The sequence below is a fragment of the Mycobacterium sp. 852002-40037_SCH5390672 genome (assembly GCF_001665875.1).
GTDB lineage: Bacteria > Actinomycetota > Actinomycetes > Mycobacteriales > Mycobacteriaceae > Mycobacterium.
The window spans coordinates 1-26,339 of the sequence record NZ_LZTA01000015.1 but is presented as its reverse complement, the minus strand read 5'-3'; the positions used below and the strand labels follow the sequence as shown (position 1 = coordinate 26,339).

Below are 26,339 nucleotides of genomic sequence, written 5' to 3'. Positions count from 1 at the left end.
CCAAAGCGGCACAGAAGTATTGCCTGTCGTCGAACTCGCTTGATTCTCAACCGAATTTTCCGGGTCTTTGACCGAGGCTCATTCGTTTTCGGTGCCGGATGCTCGTCTCGTTCGCATCACGCCGTTCGCTCACTCGACTTCGGCGACCGCCTGGTAGCGGGGGAATACGCCGGTGGGAGCGGGCAGCGCCGTGCCGGGCGTCAGGCGCGTGCCGACGGCGGCAAACGCTCGTTGACCTTGCGCCTGTCCGAGCAGATCCAGCAGCTTGCCGGCCGATTCGGGCATGACGGGCTGGACCAGCAGCGCGGCGATGCGCACCGCCTCGCAGGTGACGTATAAGACGGTGCGGAACCGTTCCTGGTCGGCCGCGGACTCGCTCTTGCGCAAGACCCACGGCTGCTGCGCCGAGAAGTACTTGTTGGCCTCGCCGAGCATCAGCCAGATCGCTTCCAGGGCCAGGTGCATCGCCTGCGAGTCGAAATTGGCCCGCACGCGCTCCAGCAAACCGTCGGCCGTCGCGAGCAACTCGGAGTCGGCGGTGATCAGGTCACCGGGTTCGGGAACGACGCCATCCAGGTTCTTGGCGATCATCGACAACGACCGCTGGGCCAGGTTGCCCAGCTCGTTGGCCAGGTCGGAGTTGATCCGGGTGACGATGGCGTCCTCGCTGAAGCTGCCGTCCTGGCCGAACGGAACTTCGCGCAACAGGAAATAGCGCACCTGATCCACGCCGAACGTGTCGATCAGGTTTACCGGGTCGACCACGTTGCCCACCGACTTGCTCATCTTCTCGCCACGGTTGAGCAGAAATCCGTGCGCGAAAACCCTTCGCGGCAGCTCGATTCCGGCCGACATCAAAAACGCCGGCCAGTACACGGTGTGGAATCGAATGATGTCCTTGCCGATCATGTGCAAGTCGGCCGGCCAATAGCGCCGGAACCGCTCGGACTCGGTGTCCGGGTAGCCGACCCCGGTCAGATAGTTGGTCAGTGCGTCGACCCAGACGTACATCACGTGGTCGGGATGCTCGGGCACCTGCACGCCCCAGTCGAATGAGGTGCGCGAGACGGACAGGTCACGCAGGCCGCCCGAGACGAAGCTGACCACCTCGTTGCGTCGCACCTCGGGCGCGATGAAGTCCGGATTCGCCTCGTAGTGGGCCAGCAGCTTGTCGGCATACGCCGAGAGCCGGAAGAAGTAGGTCTGCTCCTCGGTCCAGGTCACCGGGGCGCCGGTCTCCACGGCCACCCGGGTCCCGTCATCGAGGAGTTTGGTCTCCGATTCGACGAAGAACCGTTCGTCGCGCACCGAGTACCAGCCCGAGTAGGCGTCCAGGTAGATGTCACCGGCCGCCGACATCCGCCGCCAGATCTCCTTGGACGCCTCGTGGTGGTCGGGATCGGTGGTGCGGATGAAGCGGTCGAAGGAGATGTTCAACCGCTCCTGCAGCCGCTGGAACACATCGGAGTTGCGCCGGGCCAGCTCGGCCGTCGGAATGCCTTCGGCCGCCGCCGTTTCGACCATCTTGAGGCCGTGCTCGTCGGTGCCGGTCAGAAACCGCACATCGAAGCCGTCGAGCCGCTTGAACCGGGCGATCGCGTCGGTCGCGATGTACTCGTACGCGTGCCCGATGTGCGGATCGCCATTGGGGTAGGTGATCGCGGTGGTGACGTAATAGGGCCTCATCGGCCCCAACTCTATTGGTGGGCACCCTATTGTGTGCGCGTGAGTTCCAAACGTCAGCCGCCCCCCGCTCCCGAGCCGTTGCGGCCACTCGTCGACGCACACACCCACCTGGACGCGTGCGGCGCCACCGACCCCGAGGGAGTGCGGGCCATCGTGGACCGCGCCGCGGCCGTCGGAGTGGGCGCGGTCGTCACGATCGCCGACGACCTGGACTCGGCGCGCTGGGTCACGCGCGCCGCCGAGTGGGACCCGCGGGTCTATGCGGCGGTGGCGTTGCACCCGACCCGCGCCGACGCGCTCGACGAGGCCGCCCGCGCCGAAATCGAGCGACTCACGGCCCATCCCAGGGTGGTGGCCGTCGGCGAGACCGGCCTGGACCTGTACTGGCCCGGGCGTCTGGACGGTTGCGCCGAGCCGGCCGTGCAGCGGGAGGCCTTCGCCTGGCACATCGACCTGGCGAAGCGGTGCGGCAAACCGCTGATGATCCACAACCGGGACGCCGACGCCGAGGTACTCGACGTCCTGATGGCCGAGGGCGCTCCCGAGGCGGTGATCTTCCACTGCTTTTCCTCGGACGCCGCCATGGCCCGCCGCTGCGTGGACGCCGGGTGGCTGCTGAGTTTGTCCGGCACCGCAAGCTTTCGCAACGCGCACGCCCTGCGCGAAGCCGTCCCGTTGATACCGCCGGAGCAGCTACTGGTGGAAACCGATGCGCCATTCTTGACGCCGCATCCCTATCGGGGGAGGGCGAATGAGCCGTATTGCCTTCCTTATACTGTTCGGGCGATCGCCGAACTGGTGGATCGTCGCCCGGAGGAGCTGGCCGAGATAACAACCGGCAATGCGCAACGGGTGTATGGATTGGTCGCGGTGTGACGTAAACGACGTTTGATATCGCCACGTCAGAGTTGCCCAACAGTGACCGGTTCGTTACCGTCTTGTGATCGAACGGTATGGGCCTGCGGGCCCTTAATTTATGACCTGCTGCTGAATGAGTGGTCGTTGAGGTTGGGTAGCGCACGTTGAGTGTATTGACAAAACTTCATCAGAACCCTTCGCCGATGTTGCGTCTCGTTGTCGGAGGGCTGCTGGTAGTCCTGGCATTCGCCGGTGGATACGCGGTCTCGGTGTGCAAGACGGTGACGTTGACCGTCGACGGAATCGCCATGCACGTGACCACCATGAAGTCGCGGGTGATCGACGTCGTGCAAGAGAACGGTTTCGTCATCGACGAGCGTGACGACCTGTATCCCGCCGCTGATGTGAAGGTGCACGACGCCGGCAAGATCGTGCTGCGGCGCAGCCGCCCGTTGCAGATATCGCTGGACGGCCATGACACCAAACAGGTGTGGACCACCGCGTCCACCGTCGACGAGGCGCTGGCCCAGCTGGCGATGACCGACACCGCGCCGGCCGCGGCCAACCGCGGCAGCCGCGTCCCGCTGGCCGGGATGGCGCTGCCCGTCGTCAGTGCCAAGACGGTCCGCATCAACGACGGCGGTGCGATCCGCACGGTGCATCTGGCGGCGCCGAATGTCGCCGGCGTGCTCAGCGCCGCCGGCGCGCCGCTGCTCGAAAGCGACCAGGTGGTCCCCCCCGCGACGATGCCGATCGTCGACGGGATGGAAGTTCAGGTGACCCGCAACCGGATTCAGCAGGTCACCGAGCGGATCCCGCTGCCACCCAACGCCCGCCGGATCGAAGACCCGGGCATGAACATGAGCCGCCAGGTCGTCGAGGATCCGGGCAGCCCGGGCACGCAGGACGTCACCTTCTCGGTGGCCACGGTCAACGGCGTCGAGACCGGCCGGCTGCCGATCGCCAACACCGTGATCACACCCGCACGCGACTCGGTGGTCCGCATCGGCACCAAGCCGGGCACCGAGGTGCCTCCGGTCAATGACGGCTCCATCTGGGATGCGATCGCGGGCTGTGAGGCCGGCGGAAACTGGGCGATCAACACCGGTAACGGGTATTACGGCGGTGTGCAGTTCGATCAGGGCACGTGGGAGCGAAACGGCGGGTTGCGGTTCGCCTCCCGTGCCGACCTCGCCACCCGCGAGGAGCAGATCACCGTTGCCGAGGTGACCCGAGAGCGCCAGGGTTGGGGTGCGTGGCCAGTGTGCAGCGGAAGAGCTGGTGCACGCTGACCATCCGGCTGCTCGGGCGCACCGAGATCAGGCGGCTGGCCAAAGAACTTGAATTTCGGCCACGGAAATCGCTCGGCCAGAATTTCGTGCACGACGCCAACACCGTGCGCCGGATAGTTTCGACCTCCGGGGTGAGCCGGTCTGACCATGTCCTCGAAGTCGGGCCCGGCCTGGGGTCACTCACCCTGGCATTGCTCGATCGCGGCGCCGCCGTCACCGCCGTGGAAATCGATCCGGTGCTGGCCGAGCGGCTGCCCCAGACCATCGCCGAGCACTCCACGAGCGAAATCCAACGCCTGACGCTGATCAACCGCGACGTCTTGACCCTTCGCCGTGACGAGCTGGCCGTGCAGCCGACCGCCGTGGTCGCCAACCTGCCGTACAACGTCGCGGTTCCGGCGCTGTTGCACTTGCTGGCCGAGTTCCCGTCCATTCAGGTCGTGACGGTCATGGTGCAGGCCGAGGTCGCCGAACGTCTGGCCGCCGAGCCCGGTGGCAAGGAGTACGGCGTGCCCAGCGTCAAGGTCCGCTTCTTCGGCCGGGTTCGCCGTTGCGGCATGGTGTCGCCGACCGTCTTCTGGCCGATTCCGCGCGTCTACTCCGGGCTGGTCCGCATCGACCGGTACGCGACCTCGCCGTGGCCCACCGACGAAGCCTTCCGCCGCCAGGTGTTCCAACTGGTCGACATCGCGTTCGGACAGCGGCGCAAGACCTGTCGCAACGCGTTCGTGGACTGGGCCGGATCCGGCAACGAGTCGGCAGACCGGTTGCTGGCCGCCAGCATCGACCCCGCACGCCGCGGCGAGACGCTCTCGATCGACGACTTCGTGCGGTTGTTCCAGCGGTCCGGGGATCGCGCCCATACCACCAGCAGGACGGGTCCACCGACGGCCGAGCAGGAGACCTCCGCCGGCTGACCGCGGCCCGTAGGGCGCCGTTGCGTGTGGTTCGGCGAAAGCAGCGATAGTCTGCTGCCGTGCCAGCGTCCGAGGGAAATACCGCCGCCCAGTGGGTTCCCACCGGGTCGGTCACCGTTCGGGCGCCCGGAAAAGTCAACCTTTACCTGGCGGTCGGTGACCGCCGCGCGGACGGCTATCACGAGCTGAACACGATCTTCCAGGCCGTCTCGCTGCTCGACGAGGTGACGGTCCGCAATGCCGATGTGCTCTCGCTCGAGATCGTCGGCGAGGGCGCCGAGAAACTGCCCACCGACGAACGCAACCTCGCCTGGCAGGCCGCCGAGCTGATGGCCGAACACGTCGGCCGTGCGCCGGATGTGTCGATCATGATCGACAAGTCCATTCCGGTGGCCGGCGGCATGGCCGGTGGCAGCGCCGACGCGGCGGCCGTGCTGGTCGCGATGAACTCGCTGTGGGATCTCAACGTGCCCCGCCGCGATCTGCGCATGCTGGCCGCTCGCTTGGGCAGTGACGTGCCGTTCGCGCTGCATGGCGGAACCGCGCTGGGCACCGGTCGCGGCGAGGAATTGGCGACGGTGTTGTCCCGCAACACCTTCCACTGGGTGTTGGCGTTCGCCGACAGTGAGCTGCTGACGCCGGCCGTCTTTGCCGAATTGGACCGGTTGCGGGAGGCGGGGAGTCCGCCCCGGCTGCCGGCGCCCGGGCCGGTGCTGGGGGCCCTGGCTGCCGGCGACGCCGAGCAGTTGGCGCCGCTGTTGGGCAATGAGATGCAGGCGGCCGCGGTGAGCCTGCACCCCGGCCTGCGGCGCACCTTGCGCGCCGGGGTGGACGCCGGGGCGCTGGCCGGGGTCGTGTCCGGTTCGGGCCCGACGTGTGCCTTCCTGTGCTCGTCGGCGGGCGCCGCGGTCGACGTCGGCACCGAGGTGTCCGGCGCGGGTGTCTGCCGCACGGTGCGGGTCGCCAGCGGGCCGGTGGCGGGCGCGCGTGTGGTCCCCGCACCCACCGAGGTGTGAATATTTTCCCATTTTGCGCATTAGTTTGGCGCGTCCCTAAGAGGAGCTTAAGATAATGCGCGGTGACGGGAAGCGTTGAGCAAGATCACTTAATTCCATCGTCCGCCGGGCGTTCCGGCGGACGATTCATGCATGGGTCCCGACGAGGTTGCTCGGGCCCGTTTCGCGCTTATCGAGCGAGCGGCCGCCGCTCCTTCGCGGCGGGCGCGGACGCATCACCGATCCGAGACCTAACCGCCACCCAACTGTGTTTGGGTGCTTGCGGCCAAGTGTTACCCAGCGGGCGGAACATGAGATCCCGGGCATTGGGACGAGGGCTGGAACCGAGGAGGATTTTGTGAGCAGGTTTACCGAGAAGATGTACCGCAATGCCCGGTCCGTGGCGACGGGCATGGTCACCGGTGAACCCCACGAACCGGTCCGCCACACCTGGGGCGAGGTCCACGAGCGCGCCCGCCGTATCGCCGGCGGCCTGGCCGCCGCGGGCATCGGACCCGGCGACGCCGTCGGTGTGCTCGCCGGTTACCCGGTGGAGATCGCGCCTACTGCGCAGGGCCTCTGGATGCGCGGGGCCAGCCTGACCATGCTGCACCAGCCCACGCCGCGCACGGACCTCGCCGTGTGGGCGGAGGACACCATGAACGTCATCGGCATGATCGAGGCGAAGGCCGTCGTCGTCTCGGAGCCCTTCCTGATAGCCATCCCGGTCCTCGAGGAGAAGGGCATCCAGGTCGTCACCGTCGCCGACCTGCTCGCGGCGGAACCGATCGAACCGGTTGAGGTCGGCGAGGACGCGCTCGCGCTGATGCAGCTGACGTCGGGGTCCACCGGATCGCCCAAGGCGGTGCAGATCACCCACCGCAACATCTACTCCAACGCAGAGGCGATGTTCATCGGCGCCCAGTACGACGTCACGAAGGACGTCATGGTCAGCTGGCTGCCCTGCTTCCACGACATGGGCATGGTCGGCTTCCTCACCATCCCCATGTACTTCGGTGCCGAGCTGGTCAAGGTCACCCCGATGGACTTCCTGCGCGACACGCTGCTGTGGGCCAAGCTCATCGACAAGTACAAGGGCACCATGACGGCGGCGCCCAACTTCGCCTACGCGCTGTTGGCCAAGCGGCTGCGCCGCAACGCCAAGCCCGGCGACTTCGACCTGTCGACCCTGCGGTTCGCGCTGTCCGGCGCCGAGCCCGTCGAACCCGCCGACGTCGAGGACCTGCTCGACGCCGGCAAGCCGTTCGGCCTGCAGCCCTCGGCGATCCTGCCCGCCTACGGCATGGCCGAGACCACGCTGGCCGTGTCGTTCTCCGAGTGCAACGCCGGTCTGGTCGTCGACGAGGTCGACGCCGACCTGCTGGCCGCCCTGCGCCGCGCCGTGCCGTCCGCCAAGGGCAACACCCGTCGGTTGGCCACGCTCGGCCCGCTGCTGAAGGATCTCGAGGCGCGCATCATCGACGAGAACGGCGATGTGATGCCCGCCCGCGGTGTTGGTGTCATCGAGTTGCGCGGCGAATCACTCACGCCCGGCTACCTCACCATGGGCGGCTTCATCTCGGCCCAGGACGAGAACGGCTGGTATGACACCGGTGACCTCGGCTACCTGACCGAGGAGGGCCACGTGGTGGTCTGCGGCCGCGTCAAGGACGTCATCATCATGGCGGGCCGCAACATCTATCCCACCGACATCGAGCGCGCTGCCTGCCGCGTCGAGGGGGTGCGGCCCGGCTGCGCCGTGGCGGTGCGGTTGGACGCCGGGCACTCCCGCGAGACGTTCGCCGTGGCCGTGGAGTCCAACGCCTTCCAAGACCAGGCGGAGGTGCGCCGTATCGAGCACCAGGTCGCCCGTGAGGTCGTGGCCGAGGTCGACGTGCGCCCTCGCAACGTGGTAGTGCTGGGTCCGGGAACCATCCCGAAGACACCGTCGGGCAAGCTGCGCCGGTCCACGTCCGTCAACCTGGTCACCTAGTCCGGCATCGCGCCGGATTACCAGGCGTGGACGCGGTTCTGGGCGGCCTCTAGCCCCAGTTCGATCAGCAACTCGGTGGCATCCGCGGCCTGCTCGCAGATGGTGGGAACCTCGGCGCGCTCGGCGGCGCTGAAGCTTTCCAGCACAAACGCCGCCGGGTCTTTGCGTCCCGGAGGACGGCCGATGCCGATACGAACCCGCTGAAACTCCTTGCTGCCCAAGGCGTTAACGATCGAACGCAGACCGTTGTGGCCGCCTTCGCCGCCGCCGATCTTCAGCCGGATGCGGCCGAAGTCCAAGTCGAGGTCGTCGTGGATGACGACGATGTCACCCGGGGTCACCGAGTAGAACTTCGCCAACGGGCCGACCTGACGGCCTGATTCGTTCATGTAGCAGCGCGGCTTGGCCACGACCACCGAGTGCCCGGCGAGGCGTCCGCTGACAATCTCGGCGCCGGAACGCTTGTGCGCCTTGAATTTCGAACCCAGCCGCGCCGCGAGCAGGTCGGCGACCATGAACCCGACGTTGTGTCGGGTCCGGGCGTAGTTGTCTCCGGGATTGCCCAGGCCGACGACCAGCAACGGCTCGGCCACGGTGTGATCCGCCTACTCGGACTCGGCTTCGGCGGCCTCTTCTTCGCCGGCTCCGGCTTCTTCTTCGCCCGCGGACGCCGCGGCCTGCTCGGTGACCTCGCCCGCACCCTCTTCGGCGAGTTCCTCGGCCGTCGGGGCGGTGACCACGTTGACCACCAGCGTCTCCGGGTCGGAGATCAGGGTGACGCCCTTGGGCAGGGGGACCTGTCCGGCGCTGAACTGGGTGCCGGGCTCGGCGCCCTCGATCGACACGGTCAGCTGCTCGGGAATCGACATGGCGTCGGCCTCGATTTCGATGGTGCTGGCGTCCTGGGTCACCAGGGTGCCGGATACCGGCTCGCCCTCGATGATGACGCGGACCTCGACGACGACCTTCTCGCCGCGACGCACGACCACCAGGTCGGCGTGCTGAATGCTGCGGCGAATGGGGTGGATGTCGAGCGACTTGGTCAGCGCCAGCTGCTCCTTGCCCTCGATGTCGAGGGTCAGCACCGCGTTGGTGCCGGCGTGCCGCAGCACCGCCGCGAAGTCGCGGCCGGGCAGCTCCAGGTGCTGCGGATCGGCGCCGTGGCCGTAGAGAACGGCCGGGATCTTGCCGTCGCGGCGGGCTCGCCGGGACGCACCCTTGCCCGTCTCGGCGCGGACCGCGACCTTCAACTGGTTGACTACTTGCTTGGCCATCTTGTCGCTCCTGTGTGCTCGCCGGTGTTTCGGGGCACGGCCAGGGTCGCGACGATTCCGTCGTTCTCCGTCGATAACGGTGCTGGTCAGCCAGCCACCCTCGCCGTGACGCCCGGTCAGGCTAGCGCATCCGCGCCTCGGAGGGGAAATCCAGTGCCCGCGGCGTGCGCGAGCGTCACACCTGTCACTCGCCTAGGTGAAGTTGCGTGTGCCCGCCTTTGAGCGACAAATCGGCGGCCGCTTGGCGGGCCGTGCGGCGGGTGGACCCGGGTTGTCGCTCAAAGGCGGGCACAACGTTCTATTGGTCCGGCGGGGCACTGATGTGGCGGCCGTGACCGATGTGGCTCACAGGCCTCAGAGGGGAAACTTCGTCTTCGTGAGCTGCTCGGACAACGCCCACAGCGCCGCCGCGGTGGCCGTGTCCCGCGCTCGCCGGCTGCGCCCAACCGGTTGGGTGCGGCCCATCTGACCGAATCGGGGGCCGACGAAGGTGTCGCCGGGCAGATCCTGGGATGCCGCGTACAGGGTTTGCCGGGCGCCGAAATCGGCGTTGGTGGCGACCACCCGGGTCGCGGCCGACATCAGCGTGTCACCCAGCTTGCGGCCGGAGGCGCCTTGCAGGTTGGTGTGTGAGTAGCCGGGGTGGGCCGCGAGCGCGCGCAGCGGGGAGCCGGCGGCGGCGAGGCGGCGCTGCAGCTCGCTGGTGAACAGCAGGTTGGCGAGCTTGGACTGGCTGTAGGCCAGCCACGGCGAGTACCGCCGTTTCTGCCAGTTCAGATCGTCGAGGTTGATGCTTCCGGGCCAGTGCGCCATCGATGACACCGTGACCACCCGATCGGTCAGCTTGGACAGCAACAGGTTCGTCAGCGCGAAGTGACCCAGGTGGTTGGTGCCGATCTGGGTCTCGAAGCCGTCGACCGTCAGGGCGAAGGGGGCGGCCATGATGCCGGCATTGTTGATCAGCACGTCGGCCTGGCTTACCCCGTCGGCGAACCGCTTCACCGACGACAGGTCCTGCAGGTCGAGCTCACGCACCTCGACCCGACCGGCCATCTGACGGGCGGCGGTCTCGCCCTTGCGGATGTCGCGGACGGCCATGATGATCGTGGCCCCGCGGCGCGCCAGCTCGCGGGCGGTCACGGCGCCCAGCCCGCTATTGGCGCCGGTGATGATGACGGTTCGTTCGGCAAACGACGGTAGATCTGCGGCGCTCCAGCCAGTCATGGCTGACAACACTAATCGTCAACCGCGCGGGATCGCCGAGTGCCCGGCATGCGCTGGGTGATCAACCGCAGCGCCTCGGTCAGTTCCCTGCGCGCAAGGTGAACAACAAAGGCATCGGCACGCGGCTTTTCATCTCGCCCCACACGGTGCAGCCTCGCCGTGTGTATGCCAAACTCGGCCTGACGTCCCGTTTCCAGCTCGTGCAGGAAGCAGGTCGTCGCGCCTGAATCACTTTGCGGCGACGACGAATCCGTGAATGATCGCGTCGATGTCGGTCGACTGTGCGGCCGCCTGATTGGCCAGGCCGGTGATGGTCAGCTGCACCAGATAGCGCTGGTGCGCCGGCGGTGATCCGGTGGGGATGACGATGCGGTTCCAGCTGTGCAGCCGCATGCCGTCGATGTCGTAGCTGCCCTGGATCATCGACGAGGGAAATCCGTTGTAGGGCGCGCCCGAGGCGTCCAGCTGCTTGAAGTTCTCGAACAGTTGCGCATCGTCGTTGCCGTGCTTGATGACTTGGGCCGGGTCGAAATTGCCGGTCAATTTGAAAACCACCAGCCGCGCCGTCGGGAATTTGCCGCCTTGGGAGATGATCAGGGTTTGCGGGGTGATGTTGGGACTGGTGAACGGCGACCAGCCCGGCGGTGTCGGTATCGACACCGTCAGATCGGGCAGCGATCCCGGTGCCACGGGTTGCCCGGTCACTCCGATGCTTTGCAGATACTGCGATAGGGGGACCGGCTTCTCCGTCGCCGTGGTGGTGGCGGCCGTCGAAGTTTTGGACAAGATCGATTGATAATCAGGCGGTTTCGGAGCACAGCCGCCAGCGGAGAACGCCACCGCAACTATCGCGGCGACGACCGCGCAGTTGCCGAGCCGAATCACAGAATCTCGCGGACCGCGTCGATCGGGCGGGCCAACCGGGCACCCTTGGGGGTGATGACGAAGGGTCGTTCGATGAGGATGGGGTGTTCGACCATGGCGTCGAGCAACTGGTCATCGGTCGCGTCCGCGAGATTGAGCTCGTCATACAGCGACTCACGCTTGCGGATCGCGGTGCGCACGTCGATGCCGGCGTCGCGGATCATCTTCACCAGCTCGCTGCGCGACGGCGGTGTCTTCAGGTACTCGACAACCTTGGGTTCAAAGCCATTGTCGCGCAGCAAGTCCAGCGTCTTTCGCGAGGTGCTGCAGCGTGGGTTGTGGTAGATAACGGCTTGGTCTGCCTTAGCAGCCATCTAGGCGTCTCCGTCGAATAGCCCTGTGACCGAACCATTTTCGAAGACGGCGCGGATGGTGCTGGCCAGCAATGGCGCGATGGACAGGACCGTCAGCTGCGGGAAACGCTTCTCCTCGCCGATCGGAAGGGTGTTCGTCACGATCACTTCCCGGGCGCCGCAGGCGGCCAGCCGCTCGGCGGCCGGATCGGAGAGCACACCGTGCGTCGCGGCGATCACCACGTCGGAGGCGCCGTCGTCGTGCAGCAGCTTCACCGCGCCGGCGATGGTGCCGCCGGTGTCGATCATGTCGTCGATCAGGACGCAGGTCCGCCCATGCACTTCGCCGACGACGCGGTTGGACACCACCTGGTTGGGCACCTTCGGGTCGCGGGTCTTGTGAATGAAGGCCAGCGGGACGCCGCCGAGTGCGTCGGCCCATTTCTCGGCGATGCGCACCCGGCCGGAGTCGGGCGAGACGACCACCATGTTGCCGTCGGGGTAGTTGTCGCGGATGTACCCGGTCAGCAGGTTCTGTCCGCGCATGTGATCGACGGGTCCGTCGAAGAAGCCCTGGATCTGGTCGGTGTGCAGGTCGACGGTGACGATTCGGTCCGCGCCGGCGGTCTTGAGCAGGTCGGCGACCAGCCGGGCCGAGATCGGTTCGCGGCCGCGGTGCTTCTTGTCCTGCCGGGCGTAGGGGTAGAACGGCACGACCGCGGTGATCCGCTTGGCGCTGCCCCGCTTGAGGGCGTCGATCATGATCAGCTGCTCCATCAACCACTGGTTGACCGGCGCCGGGTGCGACTGCAGGACGAACGCGTCGCAGCCGCGAACGGATTCGTGGAACCGCACGAAGATCTCGCCGTTGGCGAACTCCCGCGCGGTCTGTGCGGTCACGTGGACGTCGAGCTCTTTGGCCACCTGCTCGGCCAGCTCCGGATGCGCACGGCCGGAGAAGAGCATCAAATTTTTGCGGTTATCGGTCCAGTCGTGGCTCAACGCACTGCCCTCGCCAAATCGGGGTGGGGGATGGAAGGCCCCATCGTACGAAGCGAATCGTACGGAAATGTGGCCGGGTTGCCAGCTACCAAATTCACGGTGTCTGTTCGGCTTCTGGCGCCGTGCCGGCCGCAGGGGTCTGACCGGCGGCTTTCTCGGCGGCTTGGGCCGCTTGGGCGGCGGCACTGCCGGGGCGCTTGCGGTGCACCCAACCTTCGATATTGCGTTGTGGACCCGCGGATACCGCCAGCGTTCCGGGCGGGACGTCGTTGCGCACCACCGTGCCGGCTCCGGTGTAGGCGCCGTCGCCGACCGTCACCGGCGCCACGAACATGGTGTCGGAGCCGGTGCGCACGTGCGAGCCGATAGTGGTCCGCCGTTTGGATTCGCCGTCGTAGTTGACGAACACGCTGGACGCGCCGATGTTGCTGTGTTCGCCGATGTCGGCGTCCCCGACGTAGGTCAGATGCGGCACTTTGGATCCGGTGCCGATGGTGGCGTTCTTGGTCTCGACGAACGCGCCGAGCTTGCCGTCGTCTCCCAGCACGGTGCCCGGCCGCAGGTAGGTGAACGGGCCGACGGTCGCGCTGGCACCGATGGACGACGACGTGCCGTGTGTGCGCACCACCGAGGCACCGTCGCCCACGCTGACGTCGGTCAGGGTGGTGTCCGGGCCGACGACGCAATGCCCGCCGACCTGGGTGCGGCCCAGCAGCTGCGTCCCCGGATGGATGACCGTGTCGCGACCGATGGTGACGTCGACGTCGATCCAGGTGGTGGCGGGGTCGACGACGGTGACGCCGGCCATCTGGTGGGCCGCGATGATGCGGCGGTTCAGTTCGGCACCAAGCTGCGCGAGTTGGACGCGGTTGTTGACGCCGGCCACCAGCGCGCTGTCGTCGACATGGCGGGCGTGGATGGCCAGGCCGTCGCCGCGCAGAATGGCGATGACGTCAGTCAAATAGAGCTCCTGCTGGGCGTTGTTGGAGCTCAACCGGTTCAGCGCCGAGCGCAGCGCCTCGGTATCGAAGGCGTAGACGCCGGCATTGACCTCACGGATGTCGCGCTGCGAGGCCGTGGCGTCGGCGTGTTCCACGATCGCCATGACCTCGTTGTCCTGGGTGCGCAGGATGCGGCCGTAGCCACTGGGGTCGCTCAGCGTGGTGGTCAGCACCGTGACCGCGGCCGGCGCCGCGCTGTGGGCGGCGATCAGGTCGGCCAGGGTGTCGGCATCCAGCAGCGGGGTGTCGCCCGAGGTGACCACCACCACCCCGGCGTAATCGGCGGGCAAGGCGGACAGGCCGCACAGCACCGCGTCGCCGGTGCCGCGGGCACGGTCCTGCAGCGCCACGTCGATGGGACGTCCCAGGGCGTCGGCCCAGTCGGCGACCAGCGGTGCGATGCGCTCGTGGTCGTGGCCCAAAACGACGGCCAGGTGCTGGGGAGCCACCTTGGTGATCGCGTGCAGGAGATGGGACAGCATGCTGCGCCCACCGATGGTGTGCAGGACTTTCGGGGTGTCCGACCGCATCCGGGTGCCGGGCCCGGCCGCCAGCACCAGGACCGCGGTGTCACCAGGAGACGACATCACCCCTCCTCTTCGGGTTTGTCCGCGCAAGGCTGCGCGCGGAAGCGCCGACACGCCGTCAAGCGTGTCACTTCAGCTGCGATGAAGGCAAAAAACGATGGGATATCGCAATCGGCAATTGAAGCTCCGTCGCCAGGACTCGAACCTGAACTATCTGAACCAAAATCAGAGGTGCTGCCGATTACACCACGACGGATCGCTAACCCATGGCGAGCGGCGGGTTGACACCGACCGCGCCAAGAAGACTTTAGTCCGACGACGATGCGGGCCGCTTACGGCCCGATGACCGATAGGCTGATCGACGTGGCCGTGCTGGACAAGGACCCGGACAAAGAGGTGCGGGCGCCGCGCGCGCGGATGACTGGCACCGAGCGCCGCCAACAGCTCGTCGGCATCGCACGCACGCTGTTCGCCGAACGCGGGTACGAAGGCACCTCGATCGAGGAGATCGCGCTGCGCGCCAACGTGTCCAAACCGGTCGTCTACGAGCATTTCGGCGGCAAGGAAGGCCTTTACGCCGTCGTCGTCGACCGGGAGATGTCGGCGTTGCTGGACGGAATCACCTCGTCGCTGACCAACAACCGGTCCCGGGTGCGGGTCGAGCGGGTCGCATTGGCGCTGCTCACCTACGTCGAAGAGCGCACCGACGGCTTCCGGATCATGATCCGTGACTCGCCCGCCGCGATCAGCTCGGGCACCTACTCCAGCCTGCTCAACGACGCCGTCAACCAGGTCAGCTCCATCCTGGCCGGCGACTTCTCCCGGCGTGGCCTGGATCCCGGGCTGGCGCCGCTGTACGCGCAGGCGCTGGTCGGCTCGGTGTCGATGACAGCGCAGTGGTGGCTCGATACGCGGGAGCCCAAGAAAGAAGTGGTGGCTGCGCACCTGGTCAACCTGATGTGGAATGGGCTGACCCACCTGGAAGCCGACCCCCGGCTGCAGGACGAGTAGCGGTCAAATTCGCGGCGGTCCTGCTCGGCGGCCGGCGCGGGGCAACCTAGCCGCAGTCGCGGGCCAACAGGTCGGCAACCGTCTCGCGGCGAACCAGTTCGCGGGCCCGCCCGTCCTTGACCGCCACCAGAGCCGGGCGCCCGACCATGTTGTAGTTCGACGCCATGCCGTGGTGATACGCCCCGGTGCAGGCCACGGCCAGCAGGTCGCCGGGCCGCAGGTCAGCGGGGAGCTCGACGTCGCGGGCGATCTCGTCGCCCGCTTCACAGTGCCGGCCGGCCACGGTGACGCGCTGCTTGAGGCCCAGCGGATGCCGGTTCGCCAGCGCGATTTCGTAGCGCGCGCCGTACAACGACACCCGCGGGTTGTCGCTCATGCCGCCGTCGACGGCGACGAAGGTGCGGCCGTTGTTTTGCGTCTTGATCGAGCGCACCCGATACAGCGTGACGCCGGCCCGGCCGCAGATGGCCCTGCCCGGTTCCACCACGATCTGCGGGCGGGGGAAATGCTCAGCGGCACAGGCCTCGTCGAGGGCGTTCTCGATGACGTCGGCCAGCTGCTCGAGGTTGAGCTCGCTGTCGCCGGAGAAGTAGGGGATGGCGTGCCCGCCGCCGATGTTCAGCTCGGTGAGGATGACGCCGTGCCGGGCACGGATATCGGCCATCGCGGGGATCATCCGGCGGATCGCTTTGCCGTACAGGGTGGGGTCGGCGACCTGTGAGCCGATATGGCAGTGCAGGCCGACGAGGTCGAGGATGGGATGCGCCAGCACGCGTTGCACCGCCTCGGCGGCGTGGTCGCCGGCGAGGGTGAATCCGAACTTCTGGTCGCTGACTCCGGTGGACAGGGCGCGGTGTCCGTGGATGTTGATGTCGGGGGTCACCCGGATGAGCACCGGCTGGCGTCGCTGCGCCAGACCGGCGAGGTAGGCGATTTCCATGCAGGAATCCAGCACGATGCGCCCCACGCCGACGCGCACCGCTTCGCGCAGCTCCTCGGGCGATTTCGCGTTGCCATGCATGACGATGCGGACCGGGTCGAGTCCGCCGGCAAGCGCGACGGCCAGCTCGCCGGTCGAGCAGACGTCGATGCCGAGGCCCTCTTCGCGGGCCCAGCGGGCCACCGCGGTGCTCAGGAGCGATTTTCCGGCGTAGACCACCTCAAAACCGTTCGAGCCACGCAGCGTCTTGCGGTAGTGGCGGGCGCGATGCCGGAAGTCGGCTTCGTCGATGACGTAGGCCGGGGTGTGGAACTCGTCGGCGATATCGGCCAGTAGCACACCGCCGACGCAAAGCCTGCCCTCCTCGTCGGGGTGGGCGGTGATGGGCCAGATCGCGGGATCGAAGCGCGGGGGAGCCGCATGACCGAGAGACGGCAGGAGGTCCAGCAGTGTCATGAATTCAACGTGCGCCCGCGGGTAATCCGGCGGTGCTTTTCTTACGATCCCTTGACGGCGGCGAGCTCAATATTGACGTGGTTCGGTGTGTCCGGCCCTGTCCCTGAGGGCCCCTAGAATGGAATTCATCATGACCGCACCGGGGGCTGCTTGCCCAGACACCCCGATCGCGGGGCTCGTTGAATTGGCGCTCACCGCGCCGACCTTCCAGCAACTGATCGACAGCGCGGCCGCGTCGCCCGCCGAACTGAGCCTGGTGGGTCCAGCCAGCGCGCGGCTGTTCGTGACCAGTGCGCTGGCGCGGTTGGGTCCTCTGCTGGTAGTCACCGCGACCGGGCGCGAAGCCGACGACTTGACCGCTGAACTGCGCGGCGTCTTCGGCGATGCCGTCGCGGTCTTCCCGTCGTGGGAAACACTGCCGCACGAACGACTTTCACCGGGCGTGGACACCGTCGGCGCGCGTTTGACGGTGCTGCGCCGGCTGGCCCTTCCCGACGATGCGCGGTTGGGCCCGCCGCTGAAGGTCGTGGTGACCGCGGTGCGCTCGCTGCTGCAGCCGATGACGCCGCAGCTGGGGCTGGTGGAGCCGGTCACGTTGAGCGTCGGTGCGGAAATCGAATTCGAGAGCGTGATCACCCGGCTCGCCGAGCTGGCTTACACCCGGGTCGACATGGTGGGGCGGCGCGGCGAATTCGCCGTGCGCGGCGGGATTCTCGACGTCTTCCCACCGACCGCCGAGCACCCGGTGCGCATCGAGTTCTGGGGCGACGAGGTCAGCGAGATGCGGATGTTCTCGGTCGCAGATCAGCGCTCGATCCCCGAGATCGACGTCGACACCCTGATCGCGGTGGCGTGCCGGGAACTGCTGCTGACCGACGAGGTGCGCGAGCGTGCCGCAGAATTGGCCGCGCGGCACCGCACCACCGAGCCCGCCATCACGGGCAGTGTCACCGACATGCTGGCCAAGATCGGCGAGGGCATTTCGGTCGATGGCATGGAAGCGCTGCTGCCGGTGCTTCGGCCCGGCGAGCACGTGCTGCTCACCGATCAATTGGCGCCGCGCACACCGGTCTTGCTCTGCGACCCGGAGAAGGTCCGCACCCGGGCCGCTGATCTGATCAAGACCGGCAGCGAATTCCTCGAAGCGTCGTGGTCGGTCGCCGCGTTGGGTACCGACGCCCCGGTCGACGTGGCGCAGTTCGGCGGATCGGGATTCTCCGAACTCGACGAGGTGCGGGCCGCGGCGGCCCGCGCCGGGCATCCGTGGTGGACGTTGAGCCAGCTGTCCGACGAGTCGGCTGTCGAGCTGGATATCCGGGCGGCGCCGTCGGCGCGCGGGCATCAGCACGACATCGACGGCATCTTCGCCATGCTGCGCGCGCACGTCGCGACCGGCGGCTACGCCGTCGTCGTCGCGCCCGGCACCGGCACCGCACATCGCGTGGTGGAACGGCTGGCCGAATGTGACACCCCCGCGGCCATGCTCGAATCGGGTGCTGCGCCCAAGGCCGGCGTGGTTGGTGTGCTCAAGGGCCCGCTGCACGACGGCGTCATCATCCCCGGCGCCGCGCTGGTGGTGATCACAGAGACGGATCTGACCGGCAGCCGGGTGACGGCCGTCGAGGGCAAGCGCCTGGCGGCCAAGCGGCGCAACACCGTTGATCCGTTGGCGCTCACCGCCGGTGATCTCGTGGTGCACGACCAGCACGGAATCGGCCGGTTCGTGGAGATGGTCGAGCGCACCGTCGGCGGCGCCCGCCGCGAGTACCTGGTGCTCGAATACGCCTCGAGCAAGCGTGGCGGCGGATCGGACAAGCTGTACGTGCCGATGGATTCGCTGGACCAGCTGTCGCGGTACGTCGGCGGCCAGGCGCCGGCACTGAGCCGGTTGGGCGGCAGCGACTGGACCAACACCAAGACCAAGGCGCGCCGCGCGGTGCGCGAGATCGCCGGCGAGCTGGTGTCGCTGTACGCCAAGCGCCAGGCCAGCGCCGGGCACGCGTTCGGGCCGGACACCCCCTGGCAGGCCGAGATGGAAGACGCGTTCGGATACACCGAGACGGTCGACCAGCTCACCGCGATCACCGAGGTCAAGTCCGACATGGAAAAGCCGGTCCCGATGGACCGGGTGATCTGCGGCGACGTGGGCTACGGCAAGACCGAGATCGCGGTGCGGGCGGCGTTCAAGGCGGTCCAGGACGGCAAGCAGGTCGCCGTGCTGGTGCCCACCACTCTGCTGGCCGACCAGCATCTGCAGACCTTCACCGACCGGATGACCGGGTTCCCGGTCACCGTCAAGGGCTTGTCCCGGTTCACCGACGGGACGGAGTCCAAGGCCGTGATCGAGGGCCTGGCCGACGGGTCGGTGGACGTGGTGATCGGCACGCATCGGCTGCTGCAGACCGGGGTGCGCTGGAAGGACCTCGGCCTGGTGGTGGTCGACGAGGAGCAGCGGTTCGGTGTCGAGCACAAGGAGCACATCAAGTCGCTGCGCACCCACGTCGACGTGCTGACCATGAGCGCCACCCCCATTCCGCGGACGCTGGAGATGAGCCTGGCCGGCATCCGGGAGATGTCGACGATCCTGACGCCGCCCGAAGAGCGGTATCCCGTGCTGACCTATGTCGGTCCACACGACGACAAGCAGGTCGCGGCGGCTCTGCGGCGCGAGCTGCTGCGCGACGGGCAGGTCTTCTACGTGCACAACCGGGTCAGCTCGATCGACCGGGCGGCGGCCCGGATCCGGGAGCTGCTGCCGGAGGCCCGGGTGGTCGTCGCGCACGGGCAGATGCCCGAGGAACGGCTGGAACGCACGGTCCAGGGGTTCTGGAACCGCGAATACGACATCTTGGTGTGCACCACGATCGTGGAGACCGGCCTGGACATCTCCAACGCGAACACGCTGATCGTCGAGCGCGCCGACACGTTCGGCCTGTCGCAGTTGCACCAGCTCCGCGGCCGGGTCGGCCGCAGCCGTGAGCGCGGCTATGCCTACTTCTTGTATCCGCCGGACTCGCCGCTGACCGAGACGGCCTACGACCGGTTGGCCACCATCGCGCAGAACAACGAGCTGGGCGCGGGCATGGCCGTCGCGATGAAGGACCTCGAAATCCGCGGCGCCGGCAACGTGCTGGGTGTCGAGCAGTCCGGGCATGTCGCCGGGGTCGGTTTCGACCTGTACGTGCGGCTGGTGGGCGAGGCCGTGGAGGCCTACCGAGCCGCCGCCGACGGCCAAACCGTCACGACCGCCGAGGAACCCAAGGACGTGCGGATCGACCTGCCGGTCGATCCGCACCTGCCGCCGGACTACATCGCCAGCGACCGGCTGCGCCTGGAGGGGTACCGGCGGCTGGCCGCCGCGGCCTCCGATGGCGAGATCGACGCGGTCGTGGAGGAACTCATCGACCGGTACGGGGCATTGCCCGAACCGGCCCTGCGGCTGGTGGCGGTGGCACGGCTGCGGCTGCTGTGCCGCACCGCCGGGATCACCGAGGTGTCGGCGCCGTCGGCGTCCACCGTGCGGCTCTCCCCGATGACGCTGCCGGATTCGGCTCAGGTGCGGCTCAAGCGGATGTACCCGGCCGCGAACTACCGCGCCACGACGTCCACCGTGGTGGTTCCCATCCCGCGAGCCGGTGGGGTGGGCGCGCCGCGACTGCGCGATGTCGAGCTGGTGCAGATGGTGGCAAACCTGGTGACGGCACTGCAGGGCAAACCCCAGGCAGATATTGGTATAACGAGTGAACTACCTGCACCGATGGCAAGTGAAGAGCGGCAAGCGCGATGATGCGCGCCCGCGACGATGCGCAGCGAAGCGATGAGGAGGAGGGGCGCCGATGATCCGCGCCCGCGACGATGCAGAGCGAAGCGATGAGGAGGAGGGGCGCCGATGATAGTCGTCTTGTTCGACCCCCGCCGTCCCTCGTTGGTGCCCGTCGAGGCCATCGAGTACCTGACCGGCGAGGTGCAATACACCGAAGAGATGCCGGTCGCGGTGCCTTGGTCGCTACCCGCGGCGCGCCCGGTGCACTCGGGTGAAGACGCCCCGGTATTGCTGTCATCGGACCCCGACCACCCCGCGGTCACCGCCCGGTTGGCGGCGGGGGCGCGGCTGATTTCGGCGCCCGAGACTCCGCGCGGTGAACGGCTGGTCGATGCCGTGGCCATGATGGACAAACTGCGCACGGCCGGGCCGTGGGAAAGCGAGCAAACCCACGACTCGCTGCGCAGGTTTTTGCTGGAGGAAACCTACGAACTGCTGGACGCGGTCGGCAGCGGCAACGCGGAGCAGCTGCGCGACGAGCTCGGTGACGTGCTGCTGCAGGTCCTCTTCCACGCCCGCATCGCCGAGGACGCGCCGCAGTCTCCCTTCACCATCGATGACGTCGCCGCCGCCCTGATGCGCAAGCTGGGTAACCGGGTGCCGGGAGTGCTTGCCGGTCAATCGATTTCGCTAGAAGAGCAGCTGGCCCAGTGGGAAGAGCGGAAGGCGGCCGAGAAGCCGCGGAAATCGGTGATGGACGATGTGCACACCGGGCAACCCGCGTTGGCACTGGCCCAGAAGGTCATTGCGCGTGCCGACAAGGCAGGTCTGCCCGCCGACCTGATCCCCGACGAGATCACGTCGGTCTCGGTGTCGGCCGATGTCGATGCCGAAAGCGCGTTACGTACCGCCGTTCTGGAATTCGTGGCGGCGGTCCGCGGAGCCGAGCGGGCGATAGCGGCCGCGCGCCGCGGCACCGGTGTTCCCGAGGAGTTCGATGTGGCCCCACTTGGTGAGATCTCCGAGGACCAGTGGCGCGAGCACTGGCCCGGGGGTGCCCCGGCGGTCGACGATCGGCCGAGGGAGTGGGAGCTCGAGACCGACGGTGAGGCCGACTCGGCGGCCGAGGACTCCACCGCTGACGCCCCGGCCGACGACGCCTGACGGGCCGGGAACGCCCCTACCGCGGCGCTGCCGCGCCCTAATTTCCCACTTTCGGCCAATAGGTCGGAGCGATCGCCGGAATGTTTGCCGAATTAGTCATCGGCCGCTCGGTAATATCGCGGATGAGGTTGCGAATCCCCGTGGTCGGCCTTGGTCTGACTGCGCTAGCCAAAGCGACCAGCAGCTAACCACGGGTTAGCTGCAACCGACCGAACGTCGGTGCGCAGAGGCTCGAGGCAACCGGGTACGTCCCGAACACATGGGACGATGGTGTGGCGGAGTTGGTGCAGGCGAGTTTAGGGGAGCTCAGGAAAGCATGGTGTCGCCGAGGCGTTGGATGCGCGCGGCCGCCGTGATCGGCGCGACCGCGATCGTTCTGGCCTCCAGCTGCACCTGGCAGCTCAGCCTGTTCATTCCCGACGGTGTCCCCCCACCGGCCGGGGATCCGGTGCCCGCGGTGAACACTCATGCCAGCGGTCGGCCCGCGGATCAGTTGCGGGACTGGGCCCAACGACGGTCAGCGGCACTGGAGATCCCGGTGATCGCGCTCGAGGCCTACGCCTACGCGGCGCGGGTCGCCGAAGTCGAGAACCCGAAATGCCACATCGCGTGGACCACCCTGGCCGGCATCGGCCAGGTCGAGAGCCACCACGGCACCTACCGCGGAGCGCGGCTGGCCCCCAACGGTGATGTGAGCCCCCCGATTCGGGGCGTGCGCCTCGACGGCAGCGGCGGCACGCTGCGCATCGTCGACACCGAGGAAGCCGTCACGGATGAGGACGGTGTGACGCGCGCCATGGGACCGATGCAGTTCATCCCGGAGACGTGGCGGCTCTATGGTGTCGACGCTCACAACGACGGCCGCGTCAGCCCGGACAACATCGACGACGCCGCGCTCGCGGCGGCCGGTTATCTGTGCTGGCGCGGAAAGGATCTCGGAACTCCCCGAGGCTGGATCACCGCGCTGCGCGCCTACAACAACTCCGGCGTCTACGCCCGGGCGGTTCGCGATTGGGCGACCGCTTACGCCAAAGGCCACCCGCTGTAGCAGGATGTATCGCTGACCGGCGAAAAGCACGCACCGGCTACGACGCAAGGAGAACTCAGTGCCGATTATCGAGCAGGTCGGGGCCCGCGAGATCCTCGATTCCCGCGGCAACCCCACGGTCGAGGTCGAGATTGCCCTGATCGACGGAACGTTTGCCCGCGCGGCGGTGCCGTCCGGCGCGTCGACGGGCGAGCACGAGGCCGTCGAACTGCGCGACGGTGGCGAGCGCTACGGCGGCAAGGGTGTTCGGAAAGCCGTGCAGGCCGTGCTGGACGAGATCGGTCCGGCGGTGATCGGCCTGAACGCCGACGATCAACGGTTGGTGGACCAGGCCCTGCTCGACCTGGACGGCACCCCGGACAAGTCGAGGCTGGGCGGCAACGCGATCCTGGGCGTATCGCTGGCTGTCGCCAAGGCCGCCGCCGATTCCGCCGCGCTGCCGCTGTTCCGCTATCTCGGCGGCCCCAACGCGCACATCTTGCCGGTGCCGATGATGAACATCCTCAACGGCGGCGCGCACGCCGACACCGCCGTCGACATCCAGGAGTTCATGGTGGCGCCGATCGGTGCGCCGAGCTTCGCCGAGGCGCTGCGCTGGGGTACCGAGGTATACCACGCGCTGAAGTCGGTGCTGAAGAAGGAGGGCCTGAGCACGGGCCTGGGCGACGAAGGGGGCTTCGCACCCGACGTGGCGGGCACCACCGCGGCCCTGGATCTGATCAGCCGGGCCATCGAGTCGGTCGGTTTCAAACTCGGCGCCGACGTGGCGCTGGCCCTCGATGCTGCGGCCACCGAGTTCTTCACCGATCAGACCGGCTACACATTCGAGGGCAGCGCCCGCACGGCGGAGCAGATGGCGGACTTCTACGCCGGGCTGCTCGGCTCGTATCCGCTGGTGTCGATCGAAGACCCGCTGGCGGAAGACGATTGGGACGGCTGGGCGACCTTGACCGCGTCGATCGGTGACCGGGTGCAGCTGGTCGGCGACGACATCTTCGTCACCAATCCCGAACGTCTGGAAGAGGGCATCGACAAGGGGGTGGCAAACGCCTTGCTGGTCAAGGTGAATCAGATCGGCACGCTGACCGAGACGCTGGACGCCGTCGCGCTCGCCCACCACAGCGGCTATCGCACGATGATGAGTCACCGCAGTGGCGAAACCGAGGACACCACCATCGCCGACCTGGCGGTGGCGGTCGGCAGTGGGCAGATCAAGACCGGTGCACCGGCCCGCAGCGAGCGCGTCGCCAAGTACAACCAGCTGCTGCGGATCGAGGAGGCACTCGGTGATGCCGCCCGCTACGCCGGCGACCTGGCTTTTCCCCGGTATGCCGTGGAGGCGAAATAGCTTGACGTTCAACGGCTGGCATGGCTGACGCGAAACGGCCTGATTCGAAACGGCGTTCCCCGGCATCGCGCCCGGGGAAAGTCGGCGATTCGGTTCGGCGCCGCCGTTCGGCCAAGCCATCCTCCAAGCCGTCTTCGCGAACGTCGCCGACGGCGAACCAGGCCGGCCGGAACACCACGCGAACGCAGCAAGAGCATGTCGTCGAGCCCATCACGCGGCAAGCCGCCGAATCCGTTGAGCAGCGCTCCGAACAACGGCTCGGTTTCACCGCGCGCCGGGCGGCGGTGCTGGCCGCTGTGATCTGCGTACTGACGTTGACCATCGCCGGACCGGTGCGCACCTACTTTGCCCAGCGCACCGAGATGAATCAGCTGACCGCCAGTGAAGCGGCCCTGCGCCGTCAGGTCACCGATCTGGAGCAACGGAAGGCCAAACTCGGTGACCCGGCCTACATTGCGGCGCAGGCCCGTGAGCGGCTCGGCTTCGTCAAGCCGGGCGACATCCCGTTCCAGGTGCAGCTTCCGGCGTCGGCGGCCGAACCCACGCAGCAGGGATCGCCGTCAGCCAAACCGGCCAACAGTGACCCGTGGTACACGTCGCTGTGGCATACCATCGCCGACGCTCCACACCTGCCGCCGACCAATTCGCCTGCGCCCCAAGGCCCGTCCGCTCCGGCCGAGCCGGGATCACCCGGTCCGGCGCCCGGACCTAATCCCGCGGGTCCCGGTGGTTGAGCATGCCGACCTGGAGGCGGTGGCTCGCCAACTGGGGCGCGAGCCGCGCGGGGTGCTCGACATCGCCTACCGTTGTCCCAATGGTGAGCCCGGCGTGGTGAAGACGGCGCCGAAACTTCCTGACGGCACGCCGTTTCCGACGCTGTATTACCTGACCCATCCGGTGCTGACGGCCGCCGCCAGCAGGCTGGAGACGACGGGGTTGATGCGCGAGATGACCGAACGGCTGGCCCAGGACGCTGAATTGGCGGGCGCCTATCGGCGGGCCCACGAGTCGTATCTGGCCGAACGAGACGCGATCGAATCGCTGGGGACCACGTTCTCCGGGGGAGGAATGCCCGACCGGGTCAAGTGCCTGCACGTGCTGATCGCCCATTCACTGGCGAAGGGTCCCGGCGTGAATCCGTTCGGCGACGAGGCGCTGGCGATCCTGGCCGACGAGCCCGCGATGGCGGGCATTCTGGTGCCCGGTCGATGGTGAACGGCAGGCTCGCGGGTATTGACTGCGGTACCAACTCAATTCGGTTGCTGATCGCCGACGTCGAAGGTGGGCGGCTGCGCGATGTGCACCGGGAGACGCGGATCGTGCGGCTGGGTCAGGGTGTCGACGCGACCGGCGAGTTCGCGGCGGATGCGATAGCCCGCACCCGCGCGGCGCTCACCGACTATGCGGCGTTGCTGAAGCAGCACGGCGCGCAGCGGGTCCGGATGGTGGCCACATCGGCCGCCCGCGACGTCGCCAACCGCGACGCCTTCTTTGCGATGACGGCCGACGTGTTGGGCGCGGTGCTGCCTGGAGCGGTGGCGGAAGTGATTACCGGCGCCGAAGAGGCCGAGCTCTCGTTCCGCGGTGCCGTCGGCGAGTTGGACCGTGTGGCTGGGCCTTTCGTCGTCGTCGACCTGGGCGGCGGCTCCACCGAAATCGTGGTCGGCGCTGATGCGGTGACAGCCAGCTACTCGGCAGACATCGGCTGCGTCCGGTTGACCGAACGCTGCTTGCATTCGGACCCGCCGACGCCCGGGGAAGTGGCCGCGGCGCGCCAGGCGGTGCGCGAGCGGCTCGACGTCGCGCTGGGTGTGGTGCCCGTCGAGGGGGCGAAGACCTGGGTGGGATTGGCCGGGACGATGACCACGCTGTCCGCGCTCGCCCACAACTTCGCGACGTATGACTCTGCGGCCATTCATCTTTCGCGTGTCGCCGGCGATGACCTGCAGTCGGTGTGCGAACGGCTGATCGGCATGACGCGGGCCGAGCGCGCGGGGCTGCCCCCGATGCACGAGGGGCGGGCCGACGTGATCGGCGGGGGCGCGATCGTGGTCGAGGAGTTGGCGCGCGAGTTGCGCGCCCGTGCGGGCATCGACGAGCTGACCGTCAGCGAGCACGACATCCTGGACGGCATCGTGTTGTCCATCGCCGAGTAGGCCACATACGCCACACTGGCCCCTGCCGGAGTGGGCATGTCTTTTGCCCGCCTTTCAGCGACAACTTCGGCGGTGTCGTACCCGTATGCGACTGTCCGACGATGAACCTTCGCGGAATTGAGCTGCGTTACGTGCTCGCGATGCAGCTGGCGGTGCATGGGCCCGCGACCGTCGAGGAGTTGATCGATGCGCTGAGGTGGCACAGCTTTTCGGTGCGCGGCCGACCATCGAAGACGATCTCGGATGCGCTGCGGTGGGAGATCGAACGTGGCAGGGTGCACCGACTCGGGCGGGGCCGGTATGGGCCGGGCTACATGCCGCGCGGCACCGAACACCGGATCCACCAGCGCGTGCTGGCATTAAGGGAGGCGGCAACCAAGTTGTCGCTAGAAGGCGGGCAAGAGGCATGCCCTCCGATGCGGGGGACAAAGTGGCTGATGTGACACGGGCTCACCCCACGGAGCTCA

General features: G+C 67.7%; 23 protein-coding genes and 1 tRNA gene. 14 read left to right on the top strand and 10 right to left on the bottom strand.

Annotated features, from left to right (window positions below):
• Positions 1-129: 129 nt before the first annotated feature.
• Entirely contained in the window at positions 130-1,686 is a 1,557-nt protein-coding gene (gene metG, locus A5782_RS04075) for a methionine--tRNA ligase (protein ID WP_067095538.1), read from the bottom strand.
• Positions 1,687-1,719: 33 nt separating this feature from the next.
• Between metG and A5782_RS04070 the strand changes: the two genes are divergently transcribed.
• The 5 genes from A5782_RS04070 (at position 1,720) to A5782_RS04050 (ending at position 7,741) form a co-directional block, all read left to right on the top strand.
• Positions 1,720-2,562, top strand: a complete 843-nt coding sequence (locus A5782_RS04070; RefSeq protein WP_067095535.1) for a TatD family hydrolase — start codon at positions 1,720-1,722, stop codon at positions 2,560-2,562.
• A 146-nt stretch (positions 2,563-2,708) separates the two neighbouring features.
• Positions 2,709-3,836: a resuscitation-promoting factor gene (locus A5782_RS04065; protein ID WP_197694095.1), complete on the top strand. Its 1,128-nt coding sequence runs from the start codon at positions 2,709-2,711 to the stop codon at positions 3,834-3,836.
• Positions 3,800-4,753, top strand: coding sequence for a 16S rRNA (adenine(1518)-N(6)/adenine(1519)-N(6))-dimethyltransferase RsmA (gene rsmA, locus A5782_RS04060; RefSeq protein ID WP_067095528.1), 954 nt, complete (start codon positions 3,800-3,802; stop codon positions 4,751-4,753). Before A5782_RS04065 ends, rsmA begins: the two co-directional genes overlap by 37 nt.
• 59 nt (positions 4,754-4,812) lie before the next feature.
• Positions 4,813-5,769: a 4-(cytidine 5'-diphospho)-2-C-methyl-D-erythritol kinase gene (locus A5782_RS04055; protein ID WP_067095525.1), complete on the top strand. Its 957-nt coding sequence runs from the start codon at positions 4,813-4,815 to the stop codon at positions 5,767-5,769.
• A 337-nt stretch (positions 5,770-6,106) separates the two neighbouring features.
• Positions 6,107-7,741, top strand: a complete 1,635-nt coding sequence (locus A5782_RS04050) for a fatty acyl-AMP ligase (protein ID WP_067095522.1) — start codon at positions 6,107-6,109, stop codon at positions 7,739-7,741.
• 17 nt (positions 7,742-7,758) lie between these two features.
• On the opposite strand, the gene pth is transcribed toward A5782_RS04050, so the two are convergent.
• The 8 genes from pth to A5782_RS04010 all read right to left on the bottom strand — a co-directional run bounded on the left by pth (position 7,759) and on the right by A5782_RS04010 (position 14,242).
• Positions 7,759-8,334, bottom strand: a complete 576-nt coding sequence (gene pth, locus A5782_RS04045; RefSeq protein WP_067095518.1) for an aminoacyl-tRNA hydrolase — start codon at positions 8,332-8,334, stop codon at positions 7,759-7,761.
• 12 nt (positions 8,335-8,346) lie between these two features.
• Entirely contained in the window at positions 8,347-9,015 is a 669-nt protein-coding gene (locus tag A5782_RS04040) for a 50S ribosomal protein L25/general stress protein Ctc (RefSeq protein ID WP_067095517.1), read from the bottom strand.
• A 354-nt stretch (positions 9,016-9,369) separates the two neighbouring features.
• The gene (locus tag A5782_RS04035; RefSeq protein WP_067095514.1) at positions 9,370-10,239 is read right to left on the bottom strand and encodes an oxidoreductase; all 870 of its coding nucleotides are present in this window, start codon (positions 10,237-10,239) and stop codon (positions 9,370-9,372) included.
• A 228-nt stretch (positions 10,240-10,467) separates the two neighbouring features.
• Complete coding sequence (locus tag A5782_RS04030) at positions 10,468-11,124, bottom strand: LpqN/LpqT family lipoprotein (protein ID WP_067095511.1); 657 nt, start codon at positions 11,122-11,124, stop codon at positions 10,468-10,470.
• Positions 11,121-11,477, bottom strand: coding sequence for an arsenate reductase (glutaredoxin) (gene arsC / locus A5782_RS04025; protein ID WP_067095509.1), 357 nt, complete (start codon positions 11,475-11,477; stop codon positions 11,121-11,123). Before arsC ends, A5782_RS04030 begins: the two co-directional genes overlap by 4 nt.
• Entirely contained in the window at positions 11,478-12,458 is a 981-nt protein-coding gene (locus A5782_RS04020; RefSeq protein ID WP_067095506.1) for a ribose-phosphate diphosphokinase, read from the bottom strand.
• Between the two features lie 94 nt (positions 12,459-12,552).
• Positions 12,553-14,046, bottom strand: coding sequence for a bifunctional UDP-N-acetylglucosamine diphosphorylase/glucosamine-1-phosphate N-acetyltransferase GlmU (glmU, locus tag A5782_RS04015; RefSeq protein WP_067095503.1), 1,494 nt, complete (start codon positions 14,044-14,046; stop codon positions 12,553-12,555).
• Positions 14,047-14,170: 124 nt separating this feature from the next.
• Positions 14,171-14,242 (bottom strand) — tRNA-Gln (locus tag A5782_RS04010).
• 161 nt (positions 14,243-14,403) lie between these two features.
• Here A5782_RS04010 and A5782_RS04005 point away from each other — a divergent pair.
• Complete coding sequence (locus tag A5782_RS04005; protein WP_007776775.1) at positions 14,404-14,997, top strand: TetR/AcrR family transcriptional regulator; 594 nt, start codon at positions 14,404-14,406, stop codon at positions 14,995-14,997.
• Positions 14,998-15,043: 46 nt separating this feature from the next.
• On the opposite strand, the gene lysA is transcribed toward A5782_RS04005, so the two are convergent.
• On the bottom strand, positions 15,044-16,393 hold the full coding sequence (gene lysA, locus A5782_RS04000) for a diaminopimelate decarboxylase (protein ID WP_067095501.1): 1,350 nt from the start codon (positions 16,391-16,393) through the stop codon (positions 15,044-15,046).
• Positions 16,394-16,523: 130 nt separating this feature from the next.
• Between lysA and mfd the strand changes: the two genes are divergently transcribed.
• The 8 genes from mfd to A5782_RS03960 all read left to right on the top strand — a co-directional run bounded on the left by mfd (position 16,524) and on the right by A5782_RS03960 (position 26,315).
• Positions 16,524-20,180 carry a transcription-repair coupling factor gene (mfd, locus tag A5782_RS03995; protein ID WP_197694094.1) on the top strand — a complete coding sequence of 1,219 codons (3,657 nt, stop codon included), beginning with the start codon at positions 16,524-16,526 and terminating at the stop codon, positions 20,178-20,180.
• A gap of 102 nt (positions 20,181-20,282) precedes the next feature.
• On the top strand, positions 20,283-21,320 hold the full coding sequence (locus tag A5782_RS03990; protein WP_067095496.1) for a nucleoside triphosphate pyrophosphohydrolase: 1,038 nt from the start codon (positions 20,283-20,285) through the stop codon (positions 21,318-21,320).
• 319 nt (positions 21,321-21,639) lie between these two features.
• Entirely contained in the window at positions 21,640-22,368 is a 729-nt protein-coding gene (locus tag A5782_RS03985; protein ID WP_156623785.1) for a lytic transglycosylase domain-containing protein, read from the top strand.
• A gap of 58 nt (positions 22,369-22,426) precedes the next feature.
• A complete protein-coding gene (gene eno, locus A5782_RS03980) occupies positions 22,427-23,716 on the top strand; it encodes a phosphopyruvate hydratase (RefSeq protein WP_067095490.1) in 1,290 nt (429 codons plus the stop codon).
• A gap of 20 nt (positions 23,717-23,736) precedes the next feature.
• Positions 23,737-24,450, top strand: a complete 714-nt coding sequence (locus A5782_RS03975; RefSeq protein ID WP_067095487.1) for a septum formation initiator family protein — start codon at positions 23,737-23,739, stop codon at positions 24,448-24,450.
• The gene (locus A5782_RS03970; RefSeq protein WP_067095484.1) at positions 24,443-24,931 is read left to right on the top strand and encodes a DUF501 domain-containing protein; all 489 of its coding nucleotides are present in this window, start codon (positions 24,443-24,445) and stop codon (positions 24,929-24,931) included. The genes A5782_RS03975 and A5782_RS03970 overlap by 8 nt, the downstream gene beginning before the upstream one ends.
• On the top strand, positions 24,925-25,872 hold the full coding sequence (locus A5782_RS03965; RefSeq protein ID WP_067095480.1) for a Ppx/GppA phosphatase family protein: 948 nt from the start codon (positions 24,925-24,927) through the stop codon (positions 25,870-25,872). The genes A5782_RS03970 and A5782_RS03965 overlap by 7 nt, the downstream gene beginning before the upstream one ends.
• 101 nt (positions 25,873-25,973) lie before the next feature.
• Positions 25,974-26,315: a hypothetical protein gene (locus A5782_RS03960; protein WP_067095477.1), complete on the top strand. Its 342-nt coding sequence runs from the start codon at positions 25,974-25,976 to the stop codon at positions 26,313-26,315.
• Positions 26,316-26,339 lie beyond the last annotated feature (24 nt).